This window comes from Alteromonas sp. AWQ4_252 (genome assembly GCF_056158205.1).
This window is the reverse complement of record NZ_JBSWSV010000001.1, coordinates 3,597,804-3,610,006: the sequence shown is the minus strand read 5'-3', so window position 1 is coordinate 3,610,006 and position 12,203 is coordinate 3,597,804. Positions and strand designations below refer to the sequence as shown.

Annotated in this window: 14 protein-coding genes; 6 read left to right on the top strand and 8 right to left on the bottom strand. The window is 45.7% G+C overall.

All coding sequences use genetic code 11. The annotated features are described in order from the left end of the window. The first annotated feature begins 36 nt into the window (after positions 1–36). Genes ribH through ACXACM_RS15855 form a run of 4 tightly spaced genes read left to right on the top strand, consistent with a single transcriptional unit; the run spans position 37 to position 2,453 of the window. On the top strand, positions 37–510 hold the full coding sequence (gene ribH / locus ACXACM_RS15870; protein ID WP_474822951.1) for a 6,7-dimethyl-8-ribityllumazine synthase: 474 nt from the start codon (positions 37–39) through the stop codon (positions 508–510). 12 nt (positions 511–522) lie between these two features. Beyond that, complete coding sequence (gene nusB, locus ACXACM_RS15865; protein ID WP_474822950.1) at positions 523–942, top strand: transcription antitermination factor NusB; 420 nt, start codon at positions 523–525, stop codon at positions 940–942. A gap of 60 nt (positions 943–1,002) precedes the next feature. Next, on the top strand, positions 1,003–1,968 hold the full coding sequence (gene thiL / locus ACXACM_RS15860; protein WP_474822949.1) for a thiamine-phosphate kinase: 966 nt from the start codon (positions 1,003–1,005) through the stop codon (positions 1,966–1,968). Further along, entirely contained in the window at positions 1,968–2,453 is a 486-nt protein-coding gene (locus tag ACXACM_RS15855) for a phosphatidylglycerophosphatase A family protein (RefSeq protein ID WP_474822947.1), read from the top strand. The genes thiL and ACXACM_RS15855 overlap by 1 nt, the downstream gene beginning before the upstream one ends. Positions 2,454–2,540: 87 nt before the next feature. Here ACXACM_RS15855 and dxs read toward each other — a convergent pair whose 3' ends face one another. From dxs to xseB, 3 genes are read right to left on the bottom strand one after another with little or no spacing between them, the layout of a single operon-like run. Further along, entirely contained in the window at positions 2,541–4,403 is a 1,863-nt protein-coding gene (dxs, locus tag ACXACM_RS15850) for a 1-deoxy-D-xylulose-5-phosphate synthase (RefSeq protein ID WP_474822946.1), read from the bottom strand. A gap of 36 nt (positions 4,404–4,439) precedes the next feature. Continuing rightward, positions 4,440–5,333 carry a (2E,6E)-farnesyl diphosphate synthase gene (gene ispA / locus ACXACM_RS15845; RefSeq protein WP_474822945.1) on the bottom strand — a complete coding sequence of 298 codons (894 nt, stop codon included), beginning with the start codon at positions 5,331–5,333 and terminating at the stop codon, positions 4,440–4,442. Positions 5,334–5,371: 38 nt separating this feature from the next. Further along, positions 5,372–5,623 (bottom strand): exodeoxyribonuclease VII small subunit, encoded by a 252-nt coding sequence (gene xseB / locus ACXACM_RS15840; protein WP_474822943.1) that lies wholly within the window; start codon positions 5,621–5,623, stop codon positions 5,372–5,374. A gap of 294 nt (positions 5,624–5,917) precedes the next feature. On the opposite strand from xseB, the gene pomA reads away from it, so the two are divergent. Both pomA and ACXACM_RS15830 read left to right on the top strand, forming a co-directional pair. Then, positions 5,918–6,679 carry a flagellar motor protein PomA gene (gene pomA, locus ACXACM_RS15835; RefSeq protein WP_474822942.1) on the top strand — a complete coding sequence of 254 codons (762 nt, stop codon included), beginning with the start codon at positions 5,918–5,920 and terminating at the stop codon, positions 6,677–6,679. 5 nt (positions 6,680–6,684) lie between these two features. Further along, positions 6,685–7,614, top strand: a complete 930-nt coding sequence (locus ACXACM_RS15830; RefSeq protein WP_474822941.1) for a flagellar motor protein MotB — start codon at positions 6,685–6,687, stop codon at positions 7,612–7,614. Positions 7,615–7,650: 36 nt separating this feature from the next. Here the strand turns inward: ACXACM_RS15830 and ACXACM_RS15825 are convergent, their stop codons facing one another. Genes ACXACM_RS15825 through ACXACM_RS15805 form a run of 5 tightly spaced genes read right to left on the bottom strand, consistent with a single transcriptional unit; the run spans position 7,651 to position 12,096 of the window. Further along, entirely contained in the window at positions 7,651–8,907 is a 1,257-nt protein-coding gene (locus ACXACM_RS15825; RefSeq protein WP_474822940.1) for a class I SAM-dependent methyltransferase, read from the bottom strand. Continuing rightward, positions 8,907–9,647 (bottom strand): DUF1365 domain-containing protein, encoded by a 741-nt coding sequence (locus tag ACXACM_RS15820; protein WP_474822938.1) that lies wholly within the window; start codon positions 9,645–9,647, stop codon positions 8,907–8,909. Before ACXACM_RS15820 ends, ACXACM_RS15825 begins: the two co-directional genes overlap by 1 nt. Beyond that, entirely contained in the window at positions 9,644–10,915 is a 1,272-nt protein-coding gene (locus ACXACM_RS15815; RefSeq protein WP_474822937.1) for an NAD(P)/FAD-dependent oxidoreductase, read from the bottom strand. The genes ACXACM_RS15820 and ACXACM_RS15815 overlap by 4 nt, the downstream gene beginning before the upstream one ends. A 9-nt stretch (positions 10,916–10,924) precedes the next feature. Then, positions 10,925–11,644, bottom strand: coding sequence for an SDR family NAD(P)-dependent oxidoreductase (locus ACXACM_RS15810; RefSeq protein ID WP_474822936.1), 720 nt, complete (start codon positions 11,642–11,644; stop codon positions 10,925–10,927). Next, positions 11,641–12,096, bottom strand: a complete 456-nt coding sequence (locus tag ACXACM_RS15805; protein ID WP_474822934.1) for a nuclear transport factor 2 family protein — start codon at positions 12,094–12,096, stop codon at positions 11,641–11,643. The genes ACXACM_RS15810 and ACXACM_RS15805 overlap by 4 nt, the downstream gene beginning before the upstream one ends. Between the last annotated feature and the right edge of the window lie 107 nt (positions 12,097–12,203).

The window sequence follows — 12,203 nt, the reverse complement described above, 5'->3', positions numbered from 1 at the left end:
ATACTGCGCGCCGTTTTTTCATAGGGGCATTAATTCATGCAGGTAATTGAAGGTAATATTCGGGCGACAGGTAAAAAATTCGCCATAGTGGTGTCGCGCTTTAACAGTTTCGTAGTTGAGAGCCTGTTGGAAGGCGCACTTGATACGCTGGAGCGCCATGGCGAGGTTAGCGATAACGACATCACTCTGGTACGTGTACCTGGTGCTTATGAATTACCGGTAGCAGCGAAAAAACTTGCTGAAAAAGGGACATTTGATGCAATCATCGCATTAGGCGCGGTGATCCGTGGTGGTACACCTCATTTTGATTTTGTTGCTGGTGAATGCAACAAAGGTCTGGCACAGGTCTCCCTTGAATATGGCATTCCCGTTTCGTTTGGTGTAATTACAACTGATTCCATTGAGCAAGCTATTGAACGTTCGGGTACGAAAGCCGGCAATAAAGGCGCTGAAGCTGCGCTGGGCGCGCTGGAAATGGTGAACGTTGTTGCGTCACTTAACGATCTCTGATCTGGGGGCTATGTGAAAGTATCGGCACGTCATAAAGCAAGAGAGCTTGCTGTCCAGGGAATTTACTCCTGGCAGATGAGTCAGAATGACATCGCTCAGGTTGAGTTGATGCTGGCGACAAGTAACGACATGCAAAAAGTAGATATGGTGTATTTTCAAGCCTTACTGCGCGGTGTTGCAGAACAGGTCGAAGAACTGGATGTCAAAATCAAACCGTATCTTGGGAGACTCCCGGAAGAGCTTGATCCTATCGAAAAAGCCATTCTGCGTTTGGCGACCTATGAACTCACTCAGCGCATGGACGTGCCATACCGCGTGATCATCAACGAAGCCATAGAACTGGCGAAATCCTTTGGTGCAGAAGAAAGTCACAAGTTTATTAATGGTGCATTGGACAAAGCGGTGAAAACACTTCGTCAGCACGAACGTTAATAGCGATCCCGTTGCGATTTTATTTGTACCTACACGACGACACTGATCAATCGGTATAACGTGAAAGAATTTGATTTAATTGGCCGCTACTTTGCTGATGGCGGCCACCAAAGAAAAGATGTCATTGTCGGGATCGGCGACGATTGCGCAGTGACATCAGTACCTGCTAACCAACAGCTCGCAATCACAACTGACACCTTGGTGTCGGGTGTGCACTTCCTCAAAGACGCGCCGGCGCGTTCGGTGGCGTACAAGGCAGTTGCTGTAAACCTCAGCGACCTTGCAGCCATGGGGGCGGAGCCTGCCTGGATTTCACTCTCCCTGTCTATGTCAGAACTTGATGAAGGCTGGCTCGAAGAGTTCGTGAAGGGTTTGTATGAGCTAACCCGTTACTATTCTGTTCAACTCATAGGTGGTGACACGGTACGTGGGCCGTTGGCCATGACCATTACCGCTCAGGGCTTTGTTCCTCCGGATGTGGCGTTAAAGCGCAGCACAGCAAAACCCGGAGACTGGATTTACGTTACCGGAACAACCGGCGACGCCGGGGCGGGTCTGGCGTTGTTAAAAGGTGAATTATCGGCTAAAGAAGATGATAGAGAATATCTGATCAACCGTCATTTGTATCCTACGCCACGAGTCGCCGTAGGTACAGCCCTGCGAAGAACAGCGTCATCCTGTATTGATGTATCAGATGGTCTGCTCGCCGACCTTGGCCACATTCTGAGTCTTTCTGGCTGTGGTGCTACCCTTCACGTTGACCGTCTTCCTATTTCGTCCAGTTTGTTTACTACAGTTGGTGCGCAGGATGCTTATAGGTATGCGCTGACTGCAGGCGATGACTACGAGCTCATTTTCACTGTAAATGAAGAGCAACGTGGAAACCTGGAGACATCACTTGCCAGTACCGGGGTTAAAGCAACTTGTATTGGTCAGGTAACAGGGCAATCTGGCAAAGTTGATTTAAAACTATATGACGCTCCTTTTGTCCTGAGTGACAATGTGGGTTATGAGCATGAATTCTAATGCAAGCTGAATATCGCGCTAAAGTCAGCTTACGTAACCCGGTACACTTTTGCGCGTTGGGTTTCGGTTCGGGCCTTGTCCCATTAATGCCTGGTACATTTGGTTCACTGGCCGGGCTACCTCTGGTTTTGTTTTGCGCCCTTTTTGGTGATGCCTTCTTTAGTGTGATTACCCTATTCGCGTGCGTAGCAGGTGTTTATTTATGTGGTAAAACGGCAGAAGATATGGGTGTTCATGACCACGGCTCCATCGTATGGGACGAAGTTGCCGGTATTCTTATCACCTTTCTATTTGTGCCTTTATCTCTATGGACACTGGCCGCAGGCTTTTTGCTATTCAGGGTGTTTGATATTCTCAAACCCTGGCCAATTGGCCCTATAGATAAAACATTACACGGTGGCACTGGCATTATGCTGGATGACATCATTGCCGGTATAATGGCTTGTGTGTGCCTGCACGGCTTGTTGTTGCTGTCTGCCTTTTAACTGATGGTTTAAGTTAAGGGAATAAAAAAACGGTATCTGTGAATACCGTTTTTTTGTGCTTGAAATGTTATTTGTAAGTGACGTCGGTCAGTTAAAAAATGCGTTGACCTGGGCAACAATACCTTTGCCGTCAAGTTTGAGTTCTTCATACATTTCTTGCTGAGTACCTTGCAAAATAAAGTCGTCAGGCAGTCCCAGATGTAACGTGTGGATCAGTGCCCGCGACGCCTGCAGATACTCGCTTACCGCAGAACCCGCTCCGCCCATTATGCAGCCGTCTTCCAGAGTAACAATGCCCGTGTGTGATGCTATCAAACTGTCAATGGCACCAGTGTCGAGAGGCTTGACGAAACGCATATCAATTAATGTTGCATCGAGCTCTTCAGCAGCTTCTTCGGCGAAGGGTAACAAGGTGCCAAAGTTCAAAATCGCCAGTGATTTACCTGTGCGCAGTGTACGGGACTTGCCAAGTGGGATGGCTGTCATCTCTTCTTCAGGAACAATACCTTTACCGGCTCCCCGTGGATAGCGCACAGCCGCTGGCTTTTGTTGTTTGTGGCCAGTGTAGAGCATTTGTCGGCATTCATTTTCATCTGCAGGTGTCATGATGATCATATTGGGAATGCACCGCAAAAATGCGATGTCAAAAGCGCCTTGGTGTGTAGGCCCATCAGCGCCGACGACACCAGCACGGTCGATAGCAAACAATACAGGCAAATCCTGCAAAGCAACGTCGTGGATAAGTTGGTCGTAAGCTCGTTGCAGAAAAGTGGAATAAATGGCGACCACGGCATTATAACCTTCCTTTGCCAAGCCTGCGGCAAAGGTGACAGCGTGCTGTTCAGCAATGGCTGCGTCAAAGTATTGCTCAGGAAACTGTTGAGAGAACGCAACCATTCCTGAGCCTTCTCTCATAGCGGGGGTGACCGCCATCAATTTCGGATCTACCTTAGCCATATCACACAGCCAGTTACCAAATATTGCTGAAAAGGTCGGAGCCGAAGGCTTGCTTTTCGGCAGGGCGTGTTCGTCCGGATTAAACTTCGGTACGGCGTGGAATTTTATCGGGTCTTTTTCCGCCTGTGGATAGCCTTTTCCTTTGCGTGTTACCACATGGAGAATATGTGGGCCGGAGAACTGCCGCATATTGCGAAGTGTATCGACAACGCCATTTACGTCATGTCCGTCAATGGGACCAATATAATTGAAACCGAGTTCTTCAAAAATGGTACCGGGCACTACCATGCCCTTGATGTGCTCTTCCGCACGGCTCGCAAATTCCTTAATGGGAGGAACATTGCTTAATAGCTTTTTACCACCATCACGGATTTTATTAAAGAAATTCCCCGTGAGAAGTCGTGCTAAATGACTGTTCAAAGCTCCGACATTCTCTGAGATAGACATTTCGTTATCGTTAAGTACAACTACCATGTCTTTCTTGATATCTCCGGCATGATTGAGCGCTTCAAAAGCCATACCCGCGGTCATGGCTCCATCACCGATAACAGCGACAACTTTCCTGTCTTTGCCTTCTCTTTCGGCAGCAACGGCCATACCAAGTGCTGCACTTATTGATGTCGACGAGTGACCAACGGCAAAAGTATCAAAGTCACTTTCCGGTGGCCAGGGAAATGGATGCAAACCGTTTTTCTGACGAATAGTAGACATGCGCTCGGCACGCCCGGTGAGAATTTTATGCGGATAAGCCTGATGACCCACATCCCAGATAAGACGGTCAAATGGCGTGTTATAAACGTAATGCAATGCCACCGTTAGCTCAACAGTACCCAAACCTGAAGCGAAGTGGCCACTGGTCTGACTTACTGAAGTAAGTAAGTATTGGCGCAGTTCATCAGACAACGCCTTCAGTTGGTCCTGCGGAAGATGTCTCAGGGCGTCCGGCGTTAAGGCCTTTGCCAAAGTGGGGTAATGCGATATGTCTAAACTCATTTTCTTATTTCATTTATAGTGTTGAGTAGGTCATGCTCAGGAAGTGCGTTTGACCATTAATTCAGTAAACGCTGACAAACTGTCGGTATTGTAAGGTAAACTCGCCAAAGCTTGAAGCGCGCTGTCATGAAGATCGGTTAACACAGATTTAGCTTCATCCATTCCCAATAGTGCAGGAAAGGTGCTCTTTCCTTGTGCTTCATCTGAACCCTGAGGTTTTCCAATGACTTGTGCATCACCTTCAACATCGAGAATATCGTCCTGAACTTGAAAGGCGAGACCAATATAGCCTGCATAGTCGATCCAGGCCTGACGGTTTTGTTCTGTTAAGTTATCACAAACCAATGTGATCATCTCCGCGCATGCTCTCAACAGCGCACCGGTTTTAAGGGTGTGTAAGGTTTTAAGGGTCTGCAGAGAAATAATGGTGCCGGTGGCGGCTAAATCAATGGCTTGACCACCGCACATACCATGATAGCCAGACGCACGAGCGAGAATACTAACAAGTTGCGCACGGTGTTTATCTGCATATTCACTCATGGGGGCGTCTGCCAGAATAGTAAACGCAAGGGTCTGTAATGCATCACCGGCCAAAATTGCCGTCGCTTCATCAAATTTGATGTGGCAGGTTGGCTGACCACGACGTAACTCGTCATCATCCATGGCTGGTAAGTCATCGTGCGCTAAGGAATAAGCGTGAATACACTCTATCGCCATGCTGATGGTTTGCTGATCTTGTTGTGGAATGTCCAACGCGTTACCAATGAGGTTGACCAGTAGCGGCCGCATGCGTTTTCCACCCGCCGTTAACGCATACTCCATAGCACTTTTTAATGTAGGAGCATGATCGGGCAGGTTATTCACGTAATGTAAAAGACCGTCGTCGGTTCGTTGCTTCACCCGTCGACGAAGGGCGTCAAAATTTGTCATTATAAACCTGTAATTGAAGGCGGGACGTAAGCTGGCCGTTAATTTTTTTCACCGTGCTCGGAAAGATCACGTAAGGTTTCGTGGCCTTGTTCTTCCAGCAAAATTTGCACTTTTTGTTCGGCCTGAGCCAGCGCTTGTTGGCTTTGTCGGGACAATGCAATACCGCGTTCAAATTTATTCAAAGCTTCATTGAGGGGTAACTCGCCGGATTCCATTTCTTTCACGATAGCTTCCAGCTCAGAAAGAGAGGCCTCAAAAGAAGCGGAGGAAGGGGTCTTGTCGTCACTCACATCAATTACCTGTTGTCTGATTTTGAAGAATACCGCGCACATTAACCGAGGGGATGCGTCGGGTCAATTGCTTTGTCTGGCAGGCTTTCTGATATAAAGGTTGTATCTGTTTGGTTTTATTAACTATACGTATAAATCATCTACATGACTGGTATTCTTATAAATTGATTATAGAATTGAAAATGTCAGCCGATAGCATACGTAACAGTGCCATTCTTCATATTACAGGCGGGCATTTATTCTGTAGCAGCTCAGTTGAGTTTCAGTGTTAGGGTTTTCTGTGAGGAGCAATAAGTGGATTTAGCAACAGTCATAGGCATGCTCGGTGGCATTGGCTTTATCGTTATGGCCATGATTCTGGGTGGCGACTTGGGCATGTTTGTCGATGTCCCGTCTGTTTTAATCGTATTTTGTGGTTCCTTGTTTGTTGTCATGTCTCAATTTACGTTAGGCCAGTTTTTCGGCGCTGGCAAAGTAGCGGGCAAGGCGTTCATGTTCAAAATTGATTCGCCGGACGTATTAATTGAAAAAATCGTTGAAATGGCAGATGCAGCCCGTAAAGGGGGGTTTTTAGCACTTGAAGAAGCTGAGATAGAAAACCCGTTTATGCAAAAGGGTGTAGATATGTTGGTCGATGGCCATGATATCGAAGTTGTTAGAGAAACCCTGAATAAAGATATCGTGATGACTACAGAGCGTCACGAATTCGGAGCATCCATTTTCAAAGGCTTAGGTGATGTTGCGCCGGCCATGGGTATGATAGGTACATTGATAGGCTTGGTTGCCATGCTATCAAATATGGATGACCCCAAAGCCATTGGTCCTGCTATGGCTGTTGCCTTGTTAACTACCTTGTACGGTGCGTTCTTGGCCAACGTTATTTGTCTTCCCATTGCAGCTAAATTAGTGAACAGAAAGGAAGAAGAAAAGCTCAACCAGTCGTTGGTCTTAGATGGCATAGTGGGCATTGCAGATGGTCAAAATCCAAAGGTCATTGAAGGAATCTTGAAGAACTATCTCGCAGCAAGTAAACGGGGCGGGGCAGATGAGGAGTAATCCTAATGGCTGATCAGGAATGTCCCAAGTGTCCTCCCGAGGGGTTGCCTGCGTGGATGGGAACCTTCGCCGATTTAATGTCGTTACTGATGTGCTTTTTTGTTCTGCTGTTGGCGTTTTCAGAAATGGACGTGTTGAAATTCAAGCAAATTGCCGGCTCAATGAAGTTTGCATTTGGCGTCCAAAACAAAATAGAAGTTAAAGACATTCCTAAGGGCACCAGTGTTATTGCCATGGAATTTCGTCCAGGTAGACCAGATCCCACTCCCATTGAAACTATCCAACAACAAACCATTGAGATGACTCAGCAAATGTTGGAGTTTCAGGCTGGTGATGAAGATTCGTCCGGTGGGCGGCAAAAGCAGCGAGGCGATCAAAGAGGAGGGCAGGCACAACAGACAGCGTCAGACTCCGCAGCTTCATCACCGCAAAGTTCCGATAAAGAACAAGACAATGAGATGTTGAAGAAGGTGGCTGAGCAATTGCAAAAAGAAGTGGCTGACGGGTCTATTGAAATGGAATCGCTGGGGCAACAACTTACTATTCGCATTCGGGAAAATGGCTCTTTTTCCGCAGGGTCGGCTTTTTTACAACCTCAATTCAAACCTATTTTACAGAAAATCGGTGTACTTCTTGCCGATATGCCAGGAGAAATTGAAATCTCCGGGCACAGTGATGGTCAGCATATTGCAAATGAGCTTTATCGCTCGAATTGGGATCTTTCTGCACAGCGAGCAGTAGCGGTGGCAGAAGAAATACGAACCGCCCCTGGTTTTGACGAGTCCCGAATGTCGGTAGTGGGCCTTGCTGCTACGCGACCATTAGTTGAAAACCCAGCAACAGCTGAGGACAGGGCTAAAAATCGCCGGGTAGAGATAAATATCAATCAGGGCAAGCCCTTGTATTCTAACCCTGTATCCGTACTAGAAAACTAACAGCTTTCATGTTGGCGCCCATTGAAAGAGGCGGTATTATCCTCTTTCAATGGGTAAACGGAAATGGGGTTTGCTGAGTACCAACTGAACAGTAGAAATCGTGCGTTCGAGAAATCCACCTTCACAATATTTTAAATAGTACGTCCACATGCGTGTAAATCGCTCATCATATCCATCCTGAAGTAACGGTTCCCGGGCATTGACAAACGCCTTGTACCAATCATCCAGGGTTTTAGCATAATCGAGTCCGATGTCTTGTAAATCGCGGACAGATAAATCACTGAACCGCTTGAGGTAGTCATTGATTATTAATTGCGAGGGAAGAAAGCCGCCCGGAAAAATATATTTTTGAATGAAGTCCACACTTTTGCTGTAGCTGTCAAAACGGCGATCATCAATGGTGATGGATTGCAACAACATCAGACCATCGGGTTTTAACAGTGACGCACACTTGGCAAAAAATTGACCAAGGTAGCGTTTACCCACGGCCTCAATCATTTCAATAGACACCAGCTTGTCATACTCACCGCGTAATGTCCGATAGTCTTGTTTTAATAACGTCACCTTATCACCAAGGTTTTCTCGCTCAATCCAGGATTCAGCATAGGAGAATTGTTCTTCAGAGATAGTTGTCGTCGTAACTTTGCACCCGTAGTGCTTGGCAGCAAAAACAGCCAGTCCTCCCCAACCAGTACCAATTTCCATAAGATGATCATCTTTAGTTAATTGAAGCTTGTCGCAGATGGTTTTGAGCTTGTGGTGTTGCGCGTCGGAGAGTGAGGCATTAGGGTCAGGGTAAATTGCAGAAGAATACATCATTGTATTGTCGAGAAAACGCGTGTAGAGCTTATTCCCCAAATCGTAATGTGCCTCAATATTTTTCTTTGCCTGGGTCTTAGTGTTTCTGCGCAAGAAATGTTGGATTTTATAAAGTGGCAATAATAACCATCTGTACTTCTCTTCCCACTTATCAAGCATGGGAAGGTTTCTCGCGAAAATTCTAATTACCGACGTTAGGTCGCTGGTGGTCCATAAACCATCAGTGTAGGTCTCACCTGCAGCCACGCTCCCACCAAATAGCAAGGCGCGATACGCTTTTATGTCCACGATGTTGATATCTGCCTTCAGTGGGTGTCCGGGAGTACCAAATTCCCCCACTGTTGCTCCGTTTTCCTTTATGAGCATATGGCCTTCAGGCAACATTGACAGTACTTTAAGAAAAGCACTTCGACATGAACGGTCGATTGCGCTGCCTTCGTGTATGAAAATAAACGTGGTTTCACCGTGTGACATTACTGATTTTCCTGACTTTTAGGGTGACCGTATATAGGAGTGCGCTTTAGAAATAGTTTTAACGCCTGCCAGTATATTCCGACCACTGTTTTTATGCTCATACTAGGAATACGTTTGATGGCCCTGTTGAGATTGTGGTTGTTCAATGAAATTCTTTTCATGTTTAGCCCAGCACGAAACTCTTTTTTTTCACGGTGACAGTCCAGCGTCATAGCGAAAGTGTCTCCAGGAGGTTTAATGTTCCACTTGTACGTCATGTCCATGGGGTTGAAGGGCGAAACATGAAAAGTTTTATCGGTATCAGCTTGCACGGCCAGGTCAACAAGGTAGTAGTGTCGTTCGTTCCAGGGCGTATTGCTAACTTGAGCAAGCATATGGGTGAATATGCCTTCGCTGTTACGTAAAAAGAAAAAGTTAACCGGTGAGAAATAGAAACCTAAAGTGCGAACCTGGCCCATCATAAACACCTCACCATAAAGAGGAGAGCCATTGAGATCAGACATTTTAGCCGTGATCGCCTCACCAAGAGGCAGTGTTGAATTTTTAAAATAATCTTTGTGCTTAAAGCTCACTACATTGAGTTTGTCTTCAGAGAAACGGGAAAGTGACTTATCTAGCTGGGGTAATTCAGATAGTTTTAGCCAGAACAAGTAAATGTCGTAGCTAAATTTGTGTTGGGTGGGTAAGTATCGTTCGTGGAATACCTTACCACAGTATAAGGCACTCTCTAAGTCATTCATAAGCTGGCACCAAAACGCTTGCAAACATCAAGCGCGCTGCGCACACCATCTTCATGAAAACCGTTGTACCAGTATGCGCCACAAAAATGTATGTTGCCAGCACCGCAAATCTCGCTCCGACGGCGCTGTGCTGCAACCATGTCTGCGCTGTATTGTGGATGAGCGTATTGATATTTACGCAATATGCGAGTTGGGTCGATAGCATCAGTATTATTAAGTGTGACGCAGAACGTTACTGGCGCGTTTTCGAATCGCTGAAGAATGTTCATATTGTAGGTCACTGCTGCTGGAGCGATGCTCTCTTCCGGCGTTTCTTTTAATCTGTAATTCCAGCTTGCCCATGCCAGCTTTCGTTCTGGTAATTGGGTTGTATCGAGGTGCAATACCACTTCGTTCTTTGCATAGGGAATTGCGCCAAGGATCTCTTTTTGTTCTACCGTAGGGGCTGCCAACATAGCCAATGCCTGGTCGGAATGACAGGCAAATATGACGTCATCAAATTCAGCCGAACCTACGCGGTCTGTATCAACCAGCCATTTTCCATTTTTCTGAGAAACCTGTTTAACTGGGGTTGACAGTAGAATTTGGTCTGCGAAGCCCTTTGTGATTGGCGAGATATAGCTATGTGAGCCTCCGATTAAGGTGTACCATTGCGGGCGATTGCTGACGCTCAATAAACCGTGGTTACTAAAAAACTGCAGGAAAAAAGCCAGCGGGAAGCGTTTCGTTTGTTCAAGGCTTGCAGACCAAATGGCTGCACACATAGGTAAAATGTAATAATTCGAAAACCCATCACTCAAACCCAGTGATTTTATGTAATCAAACAACGTAATATCAAAATCTTCTTCCCTGGCTTCAGCCGCTCTTGCTGTACAAGCTTTATTAAATGCCAGTATATCTTTTACCAGTCGCCAAAATGATGGTCTGAAGAGATTCCGGCGCTGAGCAAAAAGGGTGTTTAGATTATTGCCATTGTATTCAAGGCCGGTTTTCTCGCTGTGAACAGAAAAGCTCATTTCTGTAGGTTGTCTTGTGACGCCAAGCGAGTCCATTAATTTAATAAAGTTCGGATAAGTCCAGTCATTAAATACAATGAACCCTGTATCTACATCGTAAGAACTGCCTTTAACATCAATGCGTTTTGTCGCCGTGTGACCGCCAATATAGTCGTTCGCTTCGAAAACGGTGACCTTGTGCTGCTTACTTAACAAATAACCACAGGTGAGACCAGAGATCCCAGAACCAATAATTGCTATATTACGCTGCATAATTATTCCTTACTGCTGCTTGCGCATTTTTAAAGAGAACCATTTTTGGAGACCGGTTGGCAGGTTATGCATCAAACGCATGATCAATCCAAACCCCGTAGGGAAAAATATGCTGTGATTTCCTTTCTCAATACCTTTAAGCATTGCCTTAGCGGCTTCATCTGCTGAAATTTTCATCGGCATGTCAAAATCGTTTTTATCAGTTAATGGTGTTTCCACAAAACCCGGTGAAACCGCCTGAACCGAAATACCCTTATGGGCTAAATCTACTTCCAGACTTTTAGTAAAGTAGTGAACGGCTGCTTTGCTTGCGCCATAAGCTTGTGACTGTGTAAAAGGAAAGAGTCGAGCCATACTATCGACAATAACCAACTGATTTCCCATAGTCATTTTCGGGAGCAGCGCTTCCACGCTGTTAACAATACCAAAGAAGTTGATTTCAAAAACACGTCTGAACAATTCTGCATCGAATGCGTCAATGTCAACGTATTCGCAGTTACCTGCATTGAGTACCGCTATATCAAAACTCAGTTCCGAAAGTGCTTGCTGAGTTTCTTCCCGATCGGTGAGGTCAAATTTCGCGGTAGTTACGTTTCTATACGAAGCGAGCGATGCCAAGGCTTCCTCATTTCTGCCACAGGCAATTATCGCGTAGCCTTTTCCTAGAGCGTGTTCGGCAAGTGCCTTGCCAATGCCAGATGTCGCGCCAGTGATTAATATGGTTTTCATAATGCCAACCTCTTTTTGATTTTTGTTATGAACCAGCGTAGAACAGGCACATTTTCGTACACCATTTCTCCTAGATCATAATAGTCACGATGATAGACGATACGATCATTAGCAATTTTTAACAGTGTCACACCCTGTAGCGATATAGGGGGCTTACGCGTTTTAAGTTTTAGGGTCATTTCCCAGGTTACAGTGTAGTTTATCGGCTGCTGAGCGACGGTTTCTGAAACAGATAAGATTTCAAAGTTACAATAATCGGTTTCAGATAATAACTGAGAAAAGTAGCTTTTTACGTTTTCAATGCCATGGTGGGTCGTTATCGGGTCGATGAATGTAATGTCATCTGAATAAATAGTTGCCAGGTCATCGGGTGATATGGTGTGAAGTGTTTCGTATAATTTACAAAAATGCTGGATAGTGGTCATAACGGCTACTGTGTAAAAACGACTCACTTATATACCAATTTTACTTACGCATAGATCATTGAAGACAGTCAAACTGTTCGAAAATTGAAAAATATTCACCGATCCAAAAATAATTGCACGCGTAATGAATCTCA

What these genes read in the sequence shown, in the direction of transcription:
- ACXACM_RS15820 (WP_474822938.1), bottom strand. Translation starts at nt 9,647, where the DNA reads ATGAATGACTTAGAGAGTGCCTTATACTGTGGTAAGGTATTCCACGAA.
- ACXACM_RS15815 (WP_474822937.1), bottom strand. Translation starts at nt 10,915, where the DNA reads ATGCAGCGTAATATAGCAATTATTGGTTCTGGGATCTCTGGTCTCACC.
- ACXACM_RS15855 (WP_474822947.1), top strand. Translation starts at nt 1,968, where the DNA reads ATGCAAGCTGAATATCGCGCTAAAGTCAGCTTACGTAACCCGGTACAC.
- dxs (WP_474822946.1), bottom strand. Translation starts at nt 4,403, where the DNA reads ATGAGTTTAGACATATCGCATTACCCCACTTTGGCAAAGGCCTTAACG.
- ispA (WP_474822945.1), bottom strand. Translation starts at nt 5,333, where the DNA reads ATGACAAATTTTGACGCCCTTCGTCGACGGGTGAAGCAACGAACCGAC.
- ACXACM_RS15810 (WP_474822936.1), bottom strand. Translation starts at nt 11,644, where the DNA reads ATGAAAACCATATTAATCACTGGCGCGACATCTGGCATTGGCAAGGCA.
- ACXACM_RS15825 (WP_474822940.1), bottom strand. Translation starts at nt 8,907, where the DNA reads ATGTCACACGGTGAAACCACGTTTATTTTCATACACGAAGGCAGCGCA.
- ACXACM_RS15830 (WP_474822941.1), top strand. Translation starts at nt 6,685, where the DNA reads ATGGCTGATCAGGAATGTCCCAAGTGTCCTCCCGAGGGGTTGCCTGCG.
- ribH (WP_474822951.1), top strand. Translation starts at nt 37, where the DNA reads ATGCAGGTAATTGAAGGTAATATTCGGGCGACAGGTAAAAAATTCGCC.